At 61.1% G+C, this 17,885-nt stretch carries 19 protein-coding genes; 12 read left to right on the top strand and 7 right to left on the bottom strand.

Features of this window, described 5'->3' with window-relative positions:
- Positions 1 to 3 precede the first annotated feature (3 nt).
- Both ACJ8HN_RS17910 and maa read left to right on the top strand, forming a co-directional pair.
- Positions 4 to 357 carry an MmcQ/YjbR family DNA-binding protein gene (locus ACJ8HN_RS17910; protein ID WP_019453210.1) on the top strand — a complete coding sequence of 118 codons (354 nt, stop codon included), beginning with the start codon at positions 4 to 6 and terminating at the stop codon, positions 355 to 357.
- Between the two features lie 150 nt (positions 358 to 507).
- A complete protein-coding gene (gene maa / locus ACJ8HN_RS17905; RefSeq protein ID WP_041036886.1) occupies positions 508 to 1,065 on the top strand; it encodes a maltose O-acetyltransferase in 558 nt (185 codons plus the stop codon).
- Between the two features lie 30 nt (positions 1,066 to 1,095).
- Here the strand turns inward: maa and ACJ8HN_RS17900 are convergent, their stop codons facing one another.
- Entirely contained in the window at positions 1,096 to 2,148 is a 1,053-nt protein-coding gene (locus ACJ8HN_RS17900) for an NAD(P)-dependent alcohol dehydrogenase (RefSeq protein ID WP_442523772.1), read from the bottom strand.
- A 229-nt stretch (positions 2,149 to 2,377) separates the two neighbouring features.
- Positions 2,378 to 5,206, bottom strand: coding sequence for an excinuclease ABC subunit UvrA (gene uvrA, locus ACJ8HN_RS17895; RefSeq protein ID WP_442523771.1), 2,829 nt, complete (start codon positions 5,204 to 5,206; stop codon positions 2,378 to 2,380).
- Between the two features lie 277 nt (positions 5,207 to 5,483).
- Between uvrA and ssb1 the strand changes: the two genes are divergently transcribed.
- A complete protein-coding gene (gene ssb1, locus ACJ8HN_RS17890) occupies positions 5,484 to 6,017 on the top strand; it encodes a single-stranded DNA-binding protein SSB1 (protein ID WP_033654707.1) in 534 nt (177 codons plus the stop codon).
- Between the two features lie 48 nt (positions 6,018 to 6,065).
- Here the strand turns inward: ssb1 and ACJ8HN_RS17885 are convergent, their stop codons facing one another.
- Entirely contained in the window at positions 6,066 to 6,761 is a 696-nt protein-coding gene (locus ACJ8HN_RS17885) for a class I SAM-dependent methyltransferase (protein WP_442523770.1), read from the bottom strand.
- Positions 6,762 to 6,772: 11 nt separating this feature from the next.
- Positions 6,773 to 7,114 (bottom strand): DUF1360 domain-containing protein, encoded by a 342-nt coding sequence (locus ACJ8HN_RS17880; RefSeq protein ID WP_370531229.1) that lies wholly within the window; start codon positions 7,112 to 7,114, stop codon positions 6,773 to 6,775.
- A 196-nt stretch (positions 7,115 to 7,310) separates the two neighbouring features.
- Here ACJ8HN_RS17880 and ACJ8HN_RS17875 point away from each other — a divergent pair, with 196 nt between their 5' ends.
- Positions 7,311 to 7,787, top strand: a complete 477-nt coding sequence (locus tag ACJ8HN_RS17875) for an Rrf2 family transcriptional regulator (RefSeq protein ID WP_197829447.1) — start codon at positions 7,311 to 7,313, stop codon at positions 7,785 to 7,787.
- A gap of 50 nt (positions 7,788 to 7,837) precedes the next feature.
- Here the strand turns inward: ACJ8HN_RS17875 and ACJ8HN_RS17870 are convergent, their stop codons facing one another.
- Positions 7,838 to 8,587 (bottom strand): 3-oxoacyl-ACP reductase family protein, encoded by a 750-nt coding sequence (locus ACJ8HN_RS17870; RefSeq protein WP_442523769.1) that lies wholly within the window; start codon positions 8,585 to 8,587, stop codon positions 7,838 to 7,840.
- Positions 8,588 to 8,719: 132 nt separating this feature from the next.
- Here ACJ8HN_RS17870 and ACJ8HN_RS17865 point away from each other — a divergent pair, with 132 nt between their 5' ends.
- Positions 8,720 to 9,637, top strand: a complete 918-nt coding sequence (locus ACJ8HN_RS17865; RefSeq protein WP_442523768.1) for a LysR family transcriptional regulator — start codon at positions 8,720 to 8,722, stop codon at positions 9,635 to 9,637.
- A 55-nt stretch (positions 9,638 to 9,692) separates the two neighbouring features.
- On the opposite strand, the gene bhsA is transcribed toward ACJ8HN_RS17865, so the two are convergent.
- Positions 9,693 to 9,953 (bottom strand): multiple stress resistance protein BhsA, encoded by a 261-nt coding sequence (bhsA, locus tag ACJ8HN_RS17860; protein WP_025304435.1) that lies wholly within the window; start codon positions 9,951 to 9,953, stop codon positions 9,693 to 9,695.
- A 196-nt stretch (positions 9,954 to 10,149) separates the two neighbouring features.
- On the opposite strand from bhsA, the gene ACJ8HN_RS17855 reads away from it, so the two are divergent.
- From ACJ8HN_RS17855 to ACJ8HN_RS17835, 5 genes are all read left to right on the top strand, one after another.
- Complete coding sequence (locus tag ACJ8HN_RS17855) at positions 10,150 to 10,593, top strand: lipocalin-like domain-containing protein (RefSeq protein WP_346422730.1); 444 nt, start codon at positions 10,150 to 10,152, stop codon at positions 10,591 to 10,593.
- The gene (locus tag ACJ8HN_RS17850; protein ID WP_039569625.1) at positions 10,590 to 11,258 is read left to right on the top strand and encodes a glutathione S-transferase family protein; all 669 of its coding nucleotides are present in this window, start codon (positions 10,590 to 10,592) and stop codon (positions 11,256 to 11,258) included. The genes ACJ8HN_RS17855 and ACJ8HN_RS17850 overlap by 4 nt, the downstream gene beginning before the upstream one ends.
- A 47-nt stretch (positions 11,259 to 11,305) precedes the next feature.
- Positions 11,306 to 11,713, top strand: a complete 408-nt coding sequence (locus ACJ8HN_RS17845; RefSeq protein WP_039569623.1) for a VOC family protein — start codon at positions 11,306 to 11,308, stop codon at positions 11,711 to 11,713.
- 332 nt (positions 11,714 to 12,045) lie between these two features.
- Positions 12,046 to 13,407: an NCS2 family permease gene (locus tag ACJ8HN_RS17840; RefSeq protein WP_033636185.1), complete on the top strand. Its 1,362-nt coding sequence runs from the start codon at positions 12,046 to 12,048 to the stop codon at positions 13,405 to 13,407.
- Between the two features lie 196 nt (positions 13,408 to 13,603).
- Complete coding sequence (locus ACJ8HN_RS17835; RefSeq protein WP_033636184.1) at positions 13,604 to 15,253, top strand: Na+/H+ antiporter; 1,650 nt, start codon at positions 13,604 to 13,606, stop codon at positions 15,251 to 15,253.
- Between the two features lie 76 nt (positions 15,254 to 15,329).
- Here the strand turns inward: ACJ8HN_RS17835 and ACJ8HN_RS17830 are convergent, their stop codons facing one another.
- Positions 15,330 to 16,217 (bottom strand): LysR family transcriptional regulator, encoded by an 888-nt coding sequence (locus ACJ8HN_RS17830; RefSeq protein ID WP_025304429.1) that lies wholly within the window; start codon positions 16,215 to 16,217, stop codon positions 15,330 to 15,332.
- Between the two features lie 140 nt (positions 16,218 to 16,357).
- On the opposite strand from ACJ8HN_RS17830, the gene ACJ8HN_RS17825 reads away from it, so the two are divergent.
- Complete coding sequence (locus tag ACJ8HN_RS17825; RefSeq protein ID WP_004936830.1) at positions 16,358 to 16,780, top strand: CidA/LrgA family protein; 423 nt, start codon at positions 16,358 to 16,360, stop codon at positions 16,778 to 16,780.
- Positions 16,773 to 17,462: an LrgB family protein gene (locus ACJ8HN_RS17820; protein WP_033649720.1), complete on the top strand. Its 690-nt coding sequence runs from the start codon at positions 16,773 to 16,775 to the stop codon at positions 17,460 to 17,462. Before ACJ8HN_RS17825 ends, ACJ8HN_RS17820 begins: the two co-directional genes overlap by 8 nt.
- Positions 17,463 to 17,885: the final 423 nt, after the last annotated feature.

The following is a 17,885-nucleotide window of genomic DNA, read 5'->3' as shown; positions in this document are numbered from 1 at the left end:
CCAATGAATAACAGTGCATTGCTGGAGTACTGCATGGCGAAGCCGGGCGCGGAACAAAGCGACCAGAACCAGTGGCAGGCCAGCCAGATCAAGGTGGGCGACGTGATGTTCGCCATGGTGTGCGAGGTCGAAGGGCGGCCGGCGCTGGCGGTCAAGTCCAGCCCGGAGCTGGCGGAAAGCCTGCGTGAACACCATCCGGAGATCGTCGCCTGCGACGGCCTGAACAAGGCGCACTGGAACACGGTGTTTCTTGACGGCAACCTGCCGAACTCGCAGTTTTACACGCTGATCGACAGCTCCTATCAGCTGGTGGTGGAAGGCCTGCCCGAACACGTGCGCCAGGAACTGCGCGCCTGATTGTCGGGCGGCGGCGCCGCCCGTTTTCTCCTGCTTTTTCATGTTAAAGCGTGATCGCGGTTTTAAGTTGGGAACGTTCCCTTTCTGTTGCCGGGCTAAAGCGGCTACGCTTGGGCATTCAAGAAACGCGGGTAAAATAAGGAGGCCGACATGGCCATCAGCGAAGAAAAGCGCAAGATGATCGCCGGGGAACTGTACGACGCCGGCGATGACCTGCTGCGCAGCGAACGTCGGCGCGCGCGCCAGCTGACGCATCGCTATAACCACTCCTCGCCGGAAGAGGGCGAGCTGCGCAAACAGTGGCTGGGCGAGCTGCTGGGCGGCTATCAGGGCGGCACCATCGAGCCGACCTTCCGCTGTGACTACGGCTATAACATTTATCTGGGCAAGAACTTCTACGCCAATTTCGACTGCGTGATCCTCGACGTGTGCGAGGTGCATATCGGCGACAACTGCCTGCTGGCGCCGGGCGTGCATATCTACACCGCGACCCATCCGCTGGACGCCGAGACCCGCGTCGGCGGCGCGGAGTTCGGCAAGCCGGTCAGGATTGGCGACAACGTGTGGATCGGCGGGCGCGCGGTGATCAATCCGGGGGTGACCATCGGCGACAATGCGGTCGTTGCCTCCGGCGCGGTGGTAACCAAAGACGTGCCGGCCAATTGCGTGGTGGGCGGCAACCCGGCCAGGATCATCAAGCAGCTATAAGAAACGGGCGCCGTTGGGCGCCCGCCGTCATCAGACCCGCAGCGAGTCGATATCCACCACGAAGCGGTACTTCACGTCGCTTTTCAGCATGCGCTCATAGGCTTCATTAATCTGCTGCATCGGGATCAGCTCGATATCCGACGTGATGCCGTGTTGGCCGCAGAAGTCCAGCATCTCTTGCGTTTCCGCGATGCCGCCGATCAGCGAACCGGCGATGCGGCGGCGCTTCATGATCAGGTTGAACACCTGCGGCGACGGATGATCGTGCTCCGGCGCGCCGACCAGCGTCAGGGTGCCGTCGCGGCGCAGCAGGCTGAGGAACGGGTTCAGATCGTGCTGGGCCGCCACCGTGTTGAGGATGAAGTCGAAGCTATTAACGTGCTGCGCCATCTCATCCGGGTTGCGCGAAATCACCACTTCATGGGCGCCGAGGCGCTTGGCGTCTTCTATTTTCGACGGCGAGGTGGTGAACAGCACCACATGCGCGCCCATCGCCCGCGCCAGTTTGACGCCCATGTGCCCCAGCCCGCCGAGGCCGACGATGCCGACCTTTTTGCCTGGCCCCGCGCCCCACTGGCGCAGCGGCGAATAGGTGGTGATGCCGGCGCACAGCAGCGGCGCGACCCCGGCCGGATCGAGATTCTCCGGCACGCGCAGCACGAAGTCCTGATCCACCACCAGATTGGTGGAGTAGCCGCCGTAGGTCACGGCGCCGGTCTGGCGGTCCTGACCGTTATAGGTGCCGGTAAAGCCGTTCTCGCAATACTGTTCCAGCCCCTCATCGCAGCTTGGGCAGCTGCGGCAGGAATCCACCATGCAACCGACGCCGACCAGATCGCCGACCCGGTAACGCGAGACATGGCCACCGACGGCGCTGACGCGGCCGACGATTTCGTGGCCCGGCACCACCGGGTAAATCGTATTGCTCCATTCGTTGCGAGCCTGATGCAGGTCCGAATGGCACACGCCGCAGAACAGCACCTGAATTTGCACATCGTGGTCGCGCAGGGCGCGCGGTGGGTAATCGAAAGGCACCAGCGCAGACTTCGCGTCATGCGCGGCATAGGCATGGGTAATGTTCATGGTCGCTCCAGTTATCAATGTATGGGGGACAACGCTTGGCCGGCAGCGGAGTACCGGTGAGACGCGGCCTGAATCAGACAGGGCGGCCGCCGAGGGAACATTGATGATAAAAGCGGTGAGCGCGGAGGGAAATGCCTGAAAATGTCGAAACCTTGCCCGTTTCTGTTTGATTGCTGCGAAACGGGTCAGCGTGCGGGTCGCCTGAGCGACGGCCCGCACGCCGGCGATACTACTTGTTCAACAGCGGTTTCAGGAAGCGTGCGGTGTGCGATTTTTCACACTCGGCCACGGTTTCCGGCGTGCCGGCGACCAGGATCTCGCCGCCGCCGCTGCCGCCTTCCGGCCCCAGATCGACGATCCAGTCGGCGGTCTTGATCACGTCCAGGTTATGCTCGATGACCACGATGGTGTTGCCCTGATCGCGCAGTTGATGCAGCACCGCCAACAGCTGCTGGATATCGGCGAAGTGCAGACCGGTGGTCGGTTCGTCGAGGATATACAGCGTCTGGCCGGTGCCGCGTTTCGACAGCTCGCGCGCCAGCTTGACGCGCTGCGCCTCCCCGCCGGAAAGCGTGGTGGCCGACTGGCCGAGACGGATGTACGACAGGCCGACATCCATCAGGGTCTGCAGCTTGCGCGCCAGCGCCGGCACCGCGTCGAAGAACTCACGCGCTTCTTCGATGGTCATCTCCAGCACTTCGTGGATGCTCTTGCCCTTGTACTTCACTTCCAGCGTTTCGCGGTTATAGCGTTTGCCCTTGCACTGGTCGCACGGCACGTAGATGTCCGGCAGGAAGTGCATTTCGACCTTGATCACCCCGTCGCCCTGGCAGGCTTCACAGCGCCCGCCCTTGACGTTGAAGCTGAAACGGCCCGGCGTATAACCGCGGCTGCGCGACTCCGGCACGCCGGCGAACAGCTCGCGCACCGGGGTGAAGATGCCGGTGTAGGTGGCCGGGTTGGAGCGCGGCGTACGGCCGATTGGGCTCTGGTCGATGTCGATCACCTTGTCGAAATGCTCCAGGCCGGTCACTTCGCGGAACGGCGCCGGCTCGGCGATGGTGGCGCCGTTGAGCTGGCGCTGGGCGATCGGGAACAGCGTATCGTTGATCAGCGTCGATTTGCCGGAGCCGGAAACGCCGGTGATGCAGGTAAACAGACCGACCGGCAGCGTCAGCGTCACGTCCTTCAGGTTGTTGCCGCGCGCGCCGCTCAGCTTCAGCACCTTGGTCGGATCGGCCTGCACGCGCTGCGCGGGGATGGCGATCTCGCGTTTGCCGCTGAGGAACTGGCCGGTCAGCGATTCCGGCTGCGCCATGATGTCGTCGACGGTGCCTTCCGCCACCACCTGGCCGCCGTGCACGCCGGCGCCGGGGCCGATGTCGATCACGTGGTCGGCGGCGCGGATGGCGTCTTCGTCATGCTCCACCACGATCACCGTGTTGCCGAGGTTGCGCAGGTGGATCAGCGTTTCCAGCAGGCGCTCGTTGTCGCGCTGGTGCAGGCCGATCGACGGCTCATCCAGCACGTACATCACGCCCACCAGGCCGGCGCCGATCTGGCTGGCCAGACGGATGCGCTGCGCTTCGCCGCCGGAGAGCGTCTCCGCCGAGCGGGACAGCGACAGGTAGTTCAGGCCGACGTTCACCAGGAATTTCAGGCGATCGCCGATCTCTTTCAGCACTTTTTCGGCGATCTTGGCGCGTTGGCCGCTGAGCTTCATGTTCTGGAAGAAGGTCATCGCATGGCCGATGCTCAGATCGGAGATCTCCGGCAGCGTGGTGTCTTCGACGAACACGTTGCGCGCTTCTTCGCGCAGGCGAGTGCCGTGGCACGAGGCGCAAGGGCGGTTGCTGATGAACTTCGCCAGCTCTTCGCGCACCGCGCTGGATTCGGTCTCTTTATAGCGGCGCTCCATGTTGTGCAGCACGCCTTCGAACGGATGACGGCGCACGGTGGTATCACCGCGATCGTTGATGTATTTGAATTCGATCGACTCTTTGCCGGAGCCGCTCAGCACCGCCTTCTGCACGTCGGCGCTCAGGGTGTTGAACGGCGCTTCGACGTCGAACTCATAGTGCTCCGCCAGCGAGCGCAGCATCTGGAAGTAATAGAAGTTGCGGCGATCCCAGCCGCGGATCGCGCCGCCGGCCAGCGACAGCTCGGGGTTTTGCACCACGCGATCCGGATCGAAGAACTGCTGCACGCCCAGGCCGTCGCAGGTTGGGCAGGCGCCGGCCGGGTTGTTGAAGGAAAACAGGCGCGGTTCCAGCTCGCGCATGCTGTAGCCGCAGATCGGGCAGGCGAAGTTGGCGGAGAACAGCAGCTCATCCGCTTTCTCGTCGTCCATGTCCGCCACCACCGCGGTGCCGCCGGACAGCTCCAGCGCGGTTTCGAACGATTCGGCCAGGCGCTGCGCCATGTCCTCGCGCACCTTGAACCGGTCGACCACCACTTCGATGGTGTGTTTCTTCTGCAGCTCCAGCTTCGGCGGATCGGACAGATCGCACACTTCACCGTCGATGCGCGCGCGGATATAGCCCTGGGCGGCCAGGTTTTCCAGCGTTTTGGTGTGCTCGCCCTTGCGGTCTTTCACCACCGGCGCCAGCAGCATCAGGCGTTTGCCTTCCGGCTGGCTCAGCACGTTATCGACCATCTGGCTGACGGTTTGCGCCGCCAGCGGCACATGGTGATCCGGGCAGCGCGGCTCGCCGACGCGGGCGAACAGCAGGCGCAGGTAGTCGTGGATTTCGGTGATGGTGCCGACCGTGGATCGCGGGTTGTGCGAGGTGGATTTCTGCTCGATGGAGATCGCCGGCGACAGGCCTTCGATATGATCGACGTCCGGTTTTTCCATCAGCGACAGGAACTGGCGCGCATAGGCGGAGAGCGATTCGACGTAGCGGCGTTGCCCTTCGGCATACAGCGTATCGAAAGCCAGCGATGACTTGCCGGAACCGGACAGGCCGGTGACGACGATCAGTTTGTCACGCGGGATAATCAGGTTGATGTTTTTCAGATTATGGGTTCGAGCACCACGAACTTCGATATTGTCCATTTACACTTCCCGTCTTGATGATACACCGCGCCTGTCGCGATTTTTGCGGGGGATTTTGTGATGGATCTCGCAAAAAACCGGCACAGCCAGGTCGAAACGCATAATTATGACACAAAAAAACCTGAATGAATATCCAGTATGCGAATGCAACAAGGTCGATTGAAAAGACAATTCTGGAATGCAATTCGCACTTATCAACACGGGTGTGGTTTCGCACTCAGCGTGGTAAACTGACGCGTTTATACTGTGTAGAAATCAATCATCGGGAGAAGTGCTCATGGCCAGCAGAGGCGTAAACAAAGTAATTCTGGTCGGGAATCTGGGTCAGGATCCAGAAGTCCGTTACATGCCGAACGGCGGCGCAGTGGCCAACATTACCCTGGCGACCTCCGAAAGCTGGCGTGACAAGGCGACCGGCGAACAGAAAGAGAAGACCGAGTGGCACCGCGTCGTGCTGTTCGGCAAACTGGCCGAAGTGGCGGGCGAATACCTGCGTAAAGGCTCTCAGGTCTACATCGAAGGCTCCCTGCAGACCCGTAAATGGCAGGATCAGAGCGGCCAGGATCGCTACACCACCGAGATCGTGGTTAACGTCGGCGGCACCATGCAGATGCTGGGCGGCCGTCAGGGCGGCGGCGCACCGGCCGGTCAATCTGCCGGCGGCCAGGGCGGTTGGGGCCAGCCTCAGCAGCCACAGGGCGGCAACCAGTTCAGCGGCGGCCAGCAGCAGTCGCGCCCGGCGCAGAACAGCGCTCCGGCGGCCAGCAGCAACGAACCGCCAATGGATTTCGACGACGATATCCCGTTCTAAGGTTCGCCTGGAAAAGATCGCGAAAAACCCCGCTCAGGCGGGGTTTTTTTATGCCGGTTTACGGGCCGTCCAAGCGTGGATCAGCAACGACTGGAAGAAACGCTGCGGCGGAGAAAATCCGGCTTCGGCGATCAACCGTTCGGTGTGTTCCGGCGGCAGCAGCAACAGCCGTTGCTGCAACTGGGCTCGGAGTTCAACCGGCGTGCGCGGAGTTTGACCGTCAAGAGACTGCATGGCGGCCCAGCTGGCCAGGTGCTGGTCAAAATCCGCCGCCGTCGTATCACCGGAAATTTCCGCAATCACCACCCGGCCTGCGGTATTTAACCGTGACGCCATATGGCGATAGAGGTCGCCACGTGCGTCATCGAGAATAAAATGGGTCACTAGCAGACACAGTACGGCGTCGTAATCTGGTGCGCTCGGCAGATCCTGCAGATAGCCCTCCACCAACGTGCAGCGTTCGCTAATTTTTGCCTGCCGTAGCTTGGCAGCGCACACCGCCAACATGTCGGCGGAAGGATCCACGCCGGTGAAACGCCAGCTCGGGTTCTGGCGGGCCAAATGGATCATCTCGGTACCGGTTCCTACGCCAACACACAGGATGTGGGCATTGACGGGCAAATCCTTCAATAGCAGCGCAATCAAAAAGTGAAGATTGTCACTAATCGTATTGAAGCGCGCGTTGCCAGCGTCATACCGGCGGGAAAATTCGCCGTTGAAAATGTCATTGGTATTCTGGTTCATGCACGGCCTCATCACTGCTCATGCGAATTCAACATCTGCTGCGCCTCGTGTTTCATTACATGAGTGCGCACAGCCGCCTGAAATACTTTAAACAGCAGGCCGTTGATAAAGGTGGTGACGGTGAGCACGATGAAGGCGGTCATCACCCAATCGATCGGCCCGATGTCGCTGTGCAACAGCGCCGGGCGGTAAACCAGCATTCCTGCAATCACCACCCAGTGGCTCATGCAGTAAAAGCATTGGAACAAATGGCCCAACAGGGCGTTTTTGCGCGCCGCCCAGGCCCGCAGCGCCGTGAAGAGTTCGGTTTGTGTCAGGGTCATGGAAATACTGGCAGACGCCAGCGCGATCATCAGGCATACCGAGAGATCTGAAGCCGATACGGGAGTCATCATTATTCCTTACGAGGTCATGGTGCAATGGGTTTTCAGCGCCCAAGAGAACGCCGGTCATTTCATGTAACCTATAAAAGCACGTGATATTTGCCGTTGTCAATCTTTCGTATCATTGTAAGATACGAGACTATGCTGGGCTGAAAGGAAGATGGGAATGCGTCAGGACAACAAGCTTTCGCGCATGCTGCACGTGTTGCTGCATATGGCGCGCCACAAGGGGGTTTACACCTCGGAACAGATCGCCGCGATGCTGGGCACCAACAGCGCCGTGGTCAGGCGTACCTTGGCCGGCCTGCGTGACGCCGGTTTCGTTGCGTCGGAAAAGGGCCATCACGGTGGGTGGCGTATCGCCGACGATCTGCGGAACATCAGCCTGCTCGATATCTACCGGGCGGTGGGCGTTAAGCAGCTGTTCGCCATCGGCGGCGGGGAAGAGCACCCGGAATGTGCAGTGGAGGCGGCGGTAAATCAGGCGCTGGGCAACGTGCTGGATGAGGCCGAGCAGGCGCTGCTGGCGCGCTTTGCCGAAATCAGCCTGAAGGATCTGAAGGATCGCTTTGACCGCCACTTCCCTGTGGGAACGAACGAAGGCGCGGTGGCCTGCATTGACGGCGACGGTGCCGAAGCGTAATTCGCCATTAAAAAAGCCCCTTCACGGGGCTTTTTGCATTTCAGGGACGGTTACGCCGAGAAGCCGCCGTCGATGCTCAGGCTGGCGCCGGTGATATAACCCGCCTGCGGGCCAGCGAGGTAGGCGACGAAGCCGGCGATCTCTTCATCTTTGCCGTAGCGGCCGATCGCCATCAACTGCTTGAGCCGATCGGCGAACTCGCCGGCGTCCGGGTTCATCTCGGTGTCTACCGGGCCGGGCTGCACGTTATTGACGGTGATGCCGCGCGGGCCGAGATCGCGCGCCATGCCTTTGGTCAGGCCGACCAGCGCCGATTTGCTCATCGCATACACCGCCGCGCCGCCGAACGGCACGCGCTCGGCGTTGGTGCTGCCGATGTGGATGATGCGGCCACCGTCGTTCATGTGGCGCGCCGCCTCCTGGCTGGCGACGAACACGCTGCGCACGTTGACCGCCAGCATGCGATCCAGGTCTTCCAACGCCAGTTCCTCGGTGCTGCCCAGCGTAAACACCCCGGCGTTGTTCACCAGAATATCCAGATTGCCGAACTGGCTGACCGCCTGGCGCACCGCCTGCTGCAGCGCCGCCGCATCGGCGCTGTCGGCCTTGATGGCGAGGGCTTTGCCGCCGGCGGCGGTGATGGCGCTTGCCACCGCATCGGCGCGATCGGCCGAGGCGGCGTAGGTAAAGGCGACGGCGGCGCCTTCACTCGCCAACCGTTTAACGATGGCGGCGCCGATGCCGCGTGAACCGCCTTGAACGAACGCGACTTTGCCTTGCAGAGGGTGTGCTGTGGTCATGTTATTTCTCCAAAGTGGGTGAGGGTAAAGTAAAGTGCCGTCATTCAGTATCGGAGATCGCCGGCACGGCCACTAGCCACAAAGAGCTATAATCAGTTCAAACCATTAGTTTGAAATCCATAGAGGAAAAGTATGCTGGGACACCTGGAATGCTTCGTCAGCAGCGCGGAAAACGGCAGCTTTTCCGCCGCCGGCCGCAAGCTGGGCCTCAGCCCGGCGGCGGTGGGCAAAAACGTCACCCGGCTGGAGACGCTGGTTGGCGTGCGCCTGTTCCAGCGCAACACTCGCCAGCTGATCCTGACCGAAGAGGGCGAGCGTTTTTTGCAGGAAATCAGCGGTGGTCTGCAGTCGATTCAGTGCGCGTTGAAGGGGCTGAGCAGCAGCAGCGGCGTGGCGGCCGGCAGCCTGAGGATCAGCATGGGCACCGCTTTCGGTCTGAATTTCGTGTTGCCGATGTTGCCGGATTTTCTGGCGCGTTATCCGGCGATCGTGCCGGACTGGCATTTTGATAATCGCCAGGTGGATCTGATCGGCGAGCACTTCGACGCCGCGTTGGGCGGCGGCATCGAACTGGCTCAGGGGATGATTGCGCGCGAGCTGGCGCCCGCACACGGCGTGTTGGTGGCTTCGGCGGATTATCTGCGGCAACGGCCGCCGCTGCGGCAGCCGGAACAGCTGGCGCAACACACCGGGATTTTCATCCGTTCGCCGCAGACCGGGCGCATCCGCCATCAGCCGCTGCGCAATGCGGAAAACGAGCAGCATGCGCCGGCGATGGCGATCGGCATGACGGTAAACGAGCCGGAGGCGGCGGCGCGGGCGGCGGAAATGGGCTTGGGCATTGCCTTGATCGCCATGCCGAATGCGGTGCCCTCTCTGGAAAACGGCTGCCTGGTGCGGGTGTTGCCGGGTTGGTATGTCGATCGCGGCAGCATGCACCTTTATTTTCCCACCACCAAATTCTTACCGACCAAAACCCGGGTTTTTGTCGATTTCATCACCGAGCAGTTTCGCCTGCAGAAGCTGGCGACGCGCTTCGACGCCCGCTAAAACGAGAAAAGCCCCTTGCGGGGCTTCTTTCTTCCGTCGGTTGGCTGTTCGACGATCAGTTGAAGATTTCTGCGGTGCCGTACAGTTTGTTCTGGCCGCCGGCGGCGACGATGCGGTATGAGCTGGCGCCCGACGCGGCGGCTTTGCTGGCCAGTTCGCTTTCCAGCGCGCTCAGGTTGGTGGCGCCGCTAACGGAGACGACACCGATTTTCTGCGCGTCTGCAGCGGGTTGGCTGGAAGGCAGGTCAGCGGCGAAGGTAGCGAAAGAAGCGGTAGCCAGCAGCGCAGCGGTAGCAAAAATTTTGACGTTTTTCATGATGTGTTCCTCAGAGTATTTGTTAGGTGAGAGCCCGTTGTCTCTCGATGTGTTAAATAGTAGTGCACCGGGTGTGAATAAAAAATCGGAGAGTTTTGAGTATCTCTGTCAAATAAACTGATTATTTTTTCACCCGCTGGCGCGCAGTAAAAATCGCCACTACCCTTTACAGACGATCCTTAACCGGAGAAGCGTAATGACGGTAAACGCATTTATCGGCAGTTGGGCGCTGGTGTCGTCGGTGTTCAAAAACCAGGACGGCGAGCTGAATTACCCGCTGGGTGAGCAGGTGCTGGGGCGCATCCACTATGAGGCCAACGGCACGATGGCGGCGCAGCTGTACAGCGCCGTGCGGCCGCGTTTCGCCGCCGACGATTTGGCGCAGGGGTCCGAGCGGGAGATCCGCACCGCCTTCATCAATATGATTTGCTACTTCGGCCGCTATCAGGTGGAGGAAAGCGAGCAGCGGGTGGTGCATCAGGTCGAAGGCTGTTCATTCCCCAACTGGGTAGGCAGCCGTCAGGTGCGTTTTTACGCTTTCAGCGGCGATCGGCTGACGTTGCGCACGGTGCCCTTGCAGCTCGGCAACGGCGTGCAGGTGGGCGAACTGGTGTGGCAGCGGACAGGAGCTTCTTTATGATCATTGTTCATCATCTCAATCATTCGCGCTCGCAGCGCATTCTGTGGTTTCTGGAAGAGCTGGGCGTGCCCTATCAGGTGCAACGCTACGAACGCGATCCGCAGACCATGCTGGCGCCGGTGGCGCTGAAAAAGATCCACCCGCTGGGCAAATCACCGGTGATCGTCGACGGCGATCTGACGCTGGCGGAATCCGGCGCCATCATCGAATACCTGCAGGAAGCCTATGACGCGCAAGGGATGTTCATGCCGACCGACTTCCACGCGCGCCAGCAATACCGCTACTGGCTGCACTACGCCGAAGGATCGCTGATGCCGCTGTTGGTGATGAAACTGGTGTTCAGCCGCCTCGGCCAGCCGCCGATCCCCTGGCTGCTGCGGCCGGTGGCCGGCGCGATCGGCAAGGGCGTGCAGCGCGAATATCTCGACAAGCAGATCGCGCCGCACTGCGAGTATCTCGAGCAGCACCTGAACAAGGGCAGCTGGTTCGTCGGCAACGACTTCAGCGCGGCGGACATACAGATGAGCTTCCCGCTGGAGGCGATGGCGGCGCGCGGCGCGTTGGATGATTGCCCGAAACTGCGCGGCTTTCTGCAGCGCATTCACGCCCGGCCCGCCTACCAGCGGGCGTTGGAGCAGGGCGGCCCTTACGACCTGCTGAGTTAACCGGATGGGCTATACTCGATGGGGTCATTCTTCATCGGAGGTAGCCCATGGCTACGCAAATCTTCGTTAACCTGCCCGTACGCGATCTGCCCGCCTCGATGGCGTTTTTCACCCGCCTGGGTTTCACTTTCAACCCGCAATTTACTGATGACACCGCCGCGTGCATGGTGGTCAGCGACACGATTTACGTGATGCTGCTGACCCATGACAAATTCAGGGTGTTTACCCCGAACCCGATCGGCGACGCCAAACAGGCCACCGAAGTGCTGGTGTGCCTGTCGCAGCCCAGCCGGGCGGCGGTGGACGAACTGGTGCGCAAGGCGGTCGCCGGCGGCGGCAACACCTACCACCCGCCGCGGGACTACGGCGTGATGTACGGCCACGGTTTTCAGGATCTGGACGGCCATATCTGGGAATTGATGTATATGGATCCCGCGGCGGCGCAGGCGCAATAACCCCGCCGTGACGGAATTCGCCGGGGCGCTCGTCGCCCCGGTTTTATCATGCAGGCGCCATTTCCGCCGCTTTCTGCATAAATTGCCGCGATCTTTAGTTGATTAGACGCTAGGGAAGGCAGGATAATCGTTTGCCTTGAATAAACCACCATAAATCACCCGTACCGCGCGCTGCGAGTTAAACGTTTGCCTTGGTGCGCATCGCCGTTGGCGCTGCGAAGGAAGGGCACGGATGCGGAACGTGACGTAAACGATTACGTGACGATCGGGCGCGGGCGAGATTACAGGCCTGCTGCGACGGGCCGATTCATGAAACACAGGGGAAGTAACCTATGTCGAACTCTCAAGCGAACCACGCCGCAAAACCAACCGGCGGGCTTGATGGCTATTTTAAAATTTCCGCGCGTGGCAGCAGCGTGCGCCAGGAGGTGGTGGCAGGGCTGACCACCTTCCTGGCGATGGTGTACTCGGTGATCGTGGTGCCGAGCATGCTGGGCAAAGCGGGCTTCCCGCCGGCGGCGGTGTTTGTCTCCACTTGCCTGGTGGCCGGTCTGGGCTCGCTGCTGATGGGGCTGTGGGCTAACCTGCCGATGGCGATCGGCTGTGCGATCTCGTTGACCGCCTTCACCGCCTTCAGCCTGGTGCTGGGCCAGCACATCAGCATTCCGGTGGCGCTGGGCGCGGTGTTCCTGATGGGCGTACTGTTTACCGTCATCTCGGTCACCGGTATCCGCGCCTGGATCCTGCGCAACCTGCCGATGGGCGTGGCGCACGGCACCGGCATCGGTATCGGTCTGTTCCTGCTGCTGATCGCCGCCAACGGCGTCGGCCTGGTGGTGAAGAATCCGCTGGATGGCCTGCCGGTGGCGCTCGGCGCGTTCACCTCCTTCCCGGTGGTAATGACGCTGGTCGGCCTGGCGGTGATCTTCGGCCTGGAAAAACTGCGCGTGCCCGGCGGCATTTTGCTGGTGATCATCGCCATTTCCATCATCGGCCTGATCTTCGACCCGGCGGTGAAATACCAGGGGCTGTTCGCCATGCCGAGCCTGGCGGACGCGGACGGCAAATCGTTGATCTTCAGCCTGGATATCATGGGCGCGTTGCAGCCGGTGGTGTTGCCGAGCGTGCTGGCGCTGGTGATGACCGCGGTGTTCGACGCCACCGGCACCATCCGCGCGGTGGCCGGGCAGGCCAACCTGCTGGATAAAGACGGGCAGATCATCAACGGCGGCAAGGCGCTGACCTCGGATTCCCTGAGCAGCATCTTCTCCGGCCTGGTGGGCGCCGCGCCCGCCGCGGTCTACATCGAATCCGCCGCCGGCACCGCCGCGGGCGGCAAGACCGGCCTGACCGCCACCGTGGTCGGCATTCTGTTCCTGCTGATCCTGTTCCTGTCGCCGCTGGCCTATCTGGTGCCGGTCTATGCCACCGCACCGGCGCTGATGTACGTCGGCCTGCTGATGCTGAGCAACGTCACCAAGCTGGACTTCAACGACTTCGTCGACGCGATGGCCGGCCTGCTGTGCGCGGTGTTCATCGTGCTGACCTGCAACATCGTTACCGGCATCATGCTGGGCTTCAGCTCGCTGGTCATCGGCCGCATCTTCTCCGGCGAATGGCGCAAGCTGAACATCGGCACCGTGCTGATCGCCGTGGCGCTGGTGGCGTTCTACGCCGGCGGCTGGGCGATCTAAGCCCTCGGGTTTCCCTCGCCCGGCGGGCGAGGGAAGCTGTCACGGCAATTCCCTTCTTAAGATAAGTCTTCTTCTGCTCTGCACCGCGTTTTGAAAGGCACAACAAGCTTTAACGGCTGTAAAAAAAGTGATCTACTATCGGGACCAACGCAGGCCCTGAGCCGATGTCGTCTGAATCGTAGAGTCTAAGGAAAGCATGGAAATCTTTTTTACAATCCTCATTTTGATCCTGGTGGTCTCCCTGTCCGGGGTGGTGACGCGCATGTTGCCGTTCCAGGTGCCGCTGCCGCTGATGCAAATCGCCATTGGGGCCCTGTTGGCCTGGCCGCATTTCGGGCTGCACGTCGACTTTGATCCCGAACTGTTCCTGGTGCTGTTCATTCCGCCGCTGCTGTTCGCCGACGGCTGGAAAACGCCAACGCGCGAATTCCTGCACCACGGGCGTGAAATTCTCGGCCTGGCGCTGGTGCTGGTGCTGATCACCGTGGTCGGTGTCGGTTATCTGATCTACGCCATGGTGCCGGGCATTCCGCTGGTGGCGGCCTTCGCGCTGGCGGCGGTGCTGTCGCCGACCGATGCCGTGGCATTGTCCGGCATCGTCGGCAAAGGGCGCATTCCCAAGCCGATCATGGGCGTGCTCGAGGGCGAGGCGCTGATGAACGACGCGTCCGGCCTGGTGTCGCTCAAGTTCGCCATCGCGGTGGCGATGGGCACCATGGTGTTCACCGTGGGCGGCGCAACCCTCGAGTTCCTCAAAGTGGCGATCGGCGGCCTGCTGGCCGGCGTGGCGGTCACCTGGACCTACAGTAAATCGCTGCGGGTGATGAGCCGCTGGAGCGGCGACGATCCGGCGACCCAGATCGTGTTCCTGCTGCTGCTGCCGTTCGCTTCTTATCTGATCGCCGAACATATCGGCGTTTCCGGCATCCTGGCGGCGGTAGCGGCGGGGATGACCATCAGCCAGTCCGGCGTGATCCGCAACGCGCCGCTGGCGATGCGCCTGCGCGCCAACAGCGTGTGGGCGATGCTGGAATTCGTGTTCAACGGCATGGTATTCATCATGTTGGGCCTGCAGCTGCCGGGCATTCTTGAGACCTCCATCCTGCAGGCGGAGCTGGATCCGACCATCCAGACCTGGTACCTGTTCGCCGACGTGGCCACCATCTACGCCGCGCTGCTGGTGCTGCGTTTCACCTGGCTGTGGGTAATGAAGAAGGCCAGCAACCGCTTTATGAAAAAGCGCCCGCTGCAGTTCGGCGACTACAGCACGCGTGAGCTGTGGGTGGCGTCGTTCGCCGGGGTGCGCGGGGCGATTACCCTGGCCGGTGTGCTGTCGATACCGCTGTTGCTGAGCGACGGCACCGCCTTCCCGGCGCGCTATCAGCTGGTGTTTATCGCCGCCGGGGTGATCCTGCTGTCGTTGATCGTCGGCGTGCTGGCGTTGCCGCTGCTGCTGCGCGGCGTGCAGGTGGCCGACAAGAGCGCCAGCAAGCAGGAAGAACGCATGGCGATCGCCATGGCGGCCGAAGTGGCGATCGAGAGCGTGAATAAAATGGAAGAGCGCCTGGTTGCCGATACCGAAGAGAACCTCGATCCGCAGGTGTTGAAAGAGGTCAGCTCGCGGGTGACGGGCATGCTGCGGCGGCGTATCGCCTCGAAAGACGACATCGAGAATGCGCTGGCGATGGAAAACCTCGAGCGGCGTTTCCGCCTGACGGCGCTGCGCGCCGAGCGCGGCGAGCTGTACCACCTGCGCGCCACGCAGAAAATCAGCAACGAGACGCTGCAAAAACTGCTGCACGATCTCGACTTGCTCGAAGCGCTGCTGATCGAACGAGAAGGGTAAGCTTCAGACGAGGAATTAGCGTTTTTCCTCTTTATTTCTGTCCTGAAGGGCCGCCTGTGCGGCCCTTGTTTTTTGGCTACTTGAGCGGCGGCCAGTAGTCGCGGCAGCAGGCGATCCAGGCCTGCGCGCTGTGCGACAGGTAGCTGCCCTGGCGCCAGATCAGGCCGATTTTCCACTCCATGCGTGGTTCCAGCGGCAGCCAGACCAGGTTTTCCTTGTCCAGCCAGCGGCAGACCGGCTCCGGCAGCATGGCGATGCCCACGCCGGCCTGCACCATCGAGGCGAGAAAGTCCCATTGGCCGCTGCGCACCGCGATTTGCGGTTCAAAACCGGCCTGGCGAAACGCCTTCATCAGCATCTTGTACAGCGCAAAGTCTTCGTTATAAATCAGGATCGGGCTGTCGGCCAATTCGGCGATATTGATGCGGGTGCGGTTGAGCCACTGCGGCGTGCGCGGCGCCACCACGCACATCGGGTGGCCCAGCAGCGGCAGAAAGGTCAGCGGCTGTTCCGAATCGAAGGGCAGCACCGTCATCGCCAGATCCAGTTCGCCGGACATCACCGCCTGTTCGACCGACAGCCCGCCCAGCTCGGAAATTTTCAATTCGATGCCGGGATAGGTCTGGCGAAAGCGGCGGATCAGATCGGCGATCTGCCTGCCCACCATCGGCGGAATGCCCAGCCGCAGCACGCCTTTTTTCACCGAGCTGATGTCTTCCAGCTCCGCCTCCAACTGGCGGAATTCGTCGAGGATCGTCAGGCCGCGCTGATACACCGCCTGGCCGCTGTCGGTCAGGCGCAGCTTGCGGCCTTCGCGGATCAGCAGCGTGCATTCCAGCTCCTCTTCCAGATGCCGCAGCATCTTGCTGATGGTGGGCTGGGTGACGAACAGTTTTTCTGCGGCGCGGGTGAAGCTTTGCTGGCGCACCACTTCAACGAAGTAGCGCAGGGTGCGGACATCCACGTTAGGGGCCTCCTTGAGGGCGCTACCGGCGGGAAACTATTCCCGGCCGGCATGATGTCGATAATTTTAATTCATTTCAGGCGGGGTTTCCCGGCTGCGTATACTGTAGGCCGTCAATTTATTGTTTGAGGTCATCTTTCATGTCTCTGGCGTTACGCCGCGTTGCCCCCTCCCTGCTGACCCGTTTGCAGGTGCCGATTCAGGTGGCGTTGTATGCGGCGCTGTTCCTGATCGCCGATCGCCTGGTGCAACAATTCCACCTGCCGCTCCCCGCCAATATCGTCGGCATGCTGATGCTGCTGGCGCTGATCCTGCTGCGCATTCTGCCGCTGAGCTGGGTCAAGGCCGGTTCCCGCTGGCTGCTGGCGGAAATGCTGCTGTTCTTCGTGCCGGCGGTGGTGGCGGTGGTCAACTACGCCCAACTGCTGATGGTCGAGGGCTGGAAGATCTTTCTGGTGATCGCGGTCAGCACCATGCTGACGCTGGGCGCTACCGGGCTGGTGGTGGACAGGGTGTATCGGCTGGAGATTTGGCTACAGCGGCGGAAGCAGCGTCATGAATGATTTTATCCTCAGCCTGGCCTGCTTTCTGGCGACGCTGGCGCTTTACTTCGCCAACAAGAAACTGTACCGCCGCCGCCGCACGTTACTGCTGATGCCGCTGGTGCTGACGCCGATGATCCTGGTGCTGCTGCTGGTGGTCACCCACATCTCCTATCAGGACTATATCGGCGAAACCCACTGGCTGCTGTGGCTGCTGGGGCCGGCGACCATCGCCTTCGCGGTGCCGGTGTACGAGAACCTGCATATCATCCGCCGCCACTGGCTGTCGCTGGCCGCCGGCGTAACGACGGCGGTGCTGGTGGCGGTGTATAGCTCGGTGTGGCTGGCGCGCCTGCTGACGCTGCCGGAAGAGGTGCAGCGCAGCCTGGCGGTGCGTTCGATCACCACGCCGTTCGCGCTGGAGGCCGCCAAACAAATGGGCGGGCAGCCGGATCTGGTGGCGCTGTTCGTGGTGATCACCGGGGTGTTCGGCATGGCGGTGGGCGACATTCTGTTTCTGCGGCTGGCGGTGCGCAGCCGCCTGGCGAAGGGGGCCGGATTTGGCGCCTCGTCGCACGGTGCCGGCACCGCCCGCGCTTATGAACTGGGGCCGCAGGAGGGCGTGGTGTCGAGTCTGGTGATGATGTTGGCCGGCATTATCACGGTGGTGGCCGCGCCGCTGATCGGTCGGCTGATGTGGTAAGACCTCTCGGGGCGGGCTCTGCCGCCCCGTTTTACGTTGTCTGGCATTGGGAACGATGCCGTTGATTGACGCCCGAAAAAACGAAGAAATTTTTCAGCATAATTTTTCCCATCGTTATAACAAAAAACGATAGATGCGCCGCGAGCAAAATTGCCGTTCATTTTAAATGCTAATGAATTAATTAAATAATAAATTATTATCATAAAAACAATAAAGTATAACTTATTGATATCGAGAGCCTCTTATCGTAAGCATTGCTGCACATTAACTGAGGTGAATAATACAAAAGAATATGAGTTCCTCTCTAATTATCTCAGATTAATACAAGCGGAATACGCTCGTCATTCCTGAGTAATATCGGGGAAATAAAATGGTCATTTATTCCCTTTCGCACATTTCGCCAAAAAAAATATCCTCTCCTAT

It is taken from the genome of Serratia sp. CY29653 (genome assembly GCF_052169255.1).
In the GTDB taxonomy this organism is placed as follows: domain Bacteria; phylum Pseudomonadota; class Gammaproteobacteria; order Enterobacterales; family Enterobacteriaceae; genus Serratia; species Serratia sarumanii.
The sequence above is the reverse complement of the archived record's forward strand: the minus strand, read 5'-3'. Positions and strand labels throughout refer to the sequence as shown.

Bases quoted from the DNA above. Each gene is read 5' to 3' on its own strand.
- bhsA (WP_025304435.1), bottom strand. From the start codon at position 9,953: ATGAAAAACGTCAAAATTTTTGCTACCGCTGCGCTGCTGGCTACCGCT.
- ACJ8HN_RS17825 (WP_004936830.1), top strand. From the start codon at position 16,358: ATGTCTCTGGCGTTACGCCGCGTTGCCCCCTCCCTGCTGACCCGTTTG.
- ACJ8HN_RS17880 (WP_370531229.1), bottom strand. From the start codon at position 7,114: ATGATCGCGCTGGCGTCTGCCAGTATTTCCATGACCCTGACACAAACC.
- ACJ8HN_RS17875 (WP_197829447.1), top strand. From the start codon at position 7,311: ATGCGTCAGGACAACAAGCTTTCGCGCATGCTGCACGTGTTGCTGCAT.
- ACJ8HN_RS17845 (WP_039569623.1), top strand. From the start codon at position 11,306: ATGGCTACGCAAATCTTCGTTAACCTGCCCGTACGCGATCTGCCCGCC.
- ACJ8HN_RS17835 (WP_033636184.1), top strand. From the start codon at position 13,604: ATGGAAATCTTTTTTACAATCCTCATTTTGATCCTGGTGGTCTCCCTG.
- uvrA (WP_442523771.1), bottom strand. From the start codon at position 5,206: ATGGACAATATCGAAGTTCGTGGTGCTCGAACCCATAATCTGAAAAAC.
- ACJ8HN_RS17885 (WP_442523770.1), bottom strand. From the start codon at position 6,761: ATGAACCAGAATACCAATGACATTTTCAACGGCGAATTTTCCCGCCGG.
- ACJ8HN_RS17900 (WP_442523772.1), bottom strand. From the start codon at position 2,148: ATGAACATTACCCATGCCTATGCCGCGCATGACGCGAAGTCTGCGCTG.
- ACJ8HN_RS17855 (WP_346422730.1), top strand. From the start codon at position 10,150: ATGACGGTAAACGCATTTATCGGCAGTTGGGCGCTGGTGTCGTCGGTG.
- ACJ8HN_RS17820 (WP_033649720.1), top strand. From the start codon at position 16,773: ATGAATGATTTTATCCTCAGCCTGGCCTGCTTTCTGGCGACGCTGGCG.
- ACJ8HN_RS17850 (WP_039569625.1), top strand. From the start codon at position 10,590: ATGATCATTGTTCATCATCTCAATCATTCGCGCTCGCAGCGCATTCTG.
- ACJ8HN_RS17870 (WP_442523769.1), bottom strand. From the start codon at position 8,587: ATGACCACAGCACACCCTCTGCAAGGCAAAGTCGCGTTCGTTCAAGGC.
- ssb1 (WP_033654707.1), top strand. From the start codon at position 5,484: ATGGCCAGCAGAGGCGTAAACAAAGTAATTCTGGTCGGGAATCTGGGT.
- ACJ8HN_RS17840 (WP_033636185.1), top strand. From the start codon at position 12,046: ATGTCGAACTCTCAAGCGAACCACGCCGCAAAACCAACCGGCGGGCTT.
- ACJ8HN_RS17865 (WP_442523768.1), top strand. From the start codon at position 8,720: ATGCTGGGACACCTGGAATGCTTCGTCAGCAGCGCGGAAAACGGCAGC.
- ACJ8HN_RS17910 (WP_019453210.1), top strand. From the start codon at position 4: ATGAATAACAGTGCATTGCTGGAGTACTGCATGGCGAAGCCGGGCGCG.
- maa (WP_041036886.1), top strand. From the start codon at position 508: ATGGCCATCAGCGAAGAAAAGCGCAAGATGATCGCCGGGGAACTGTAC.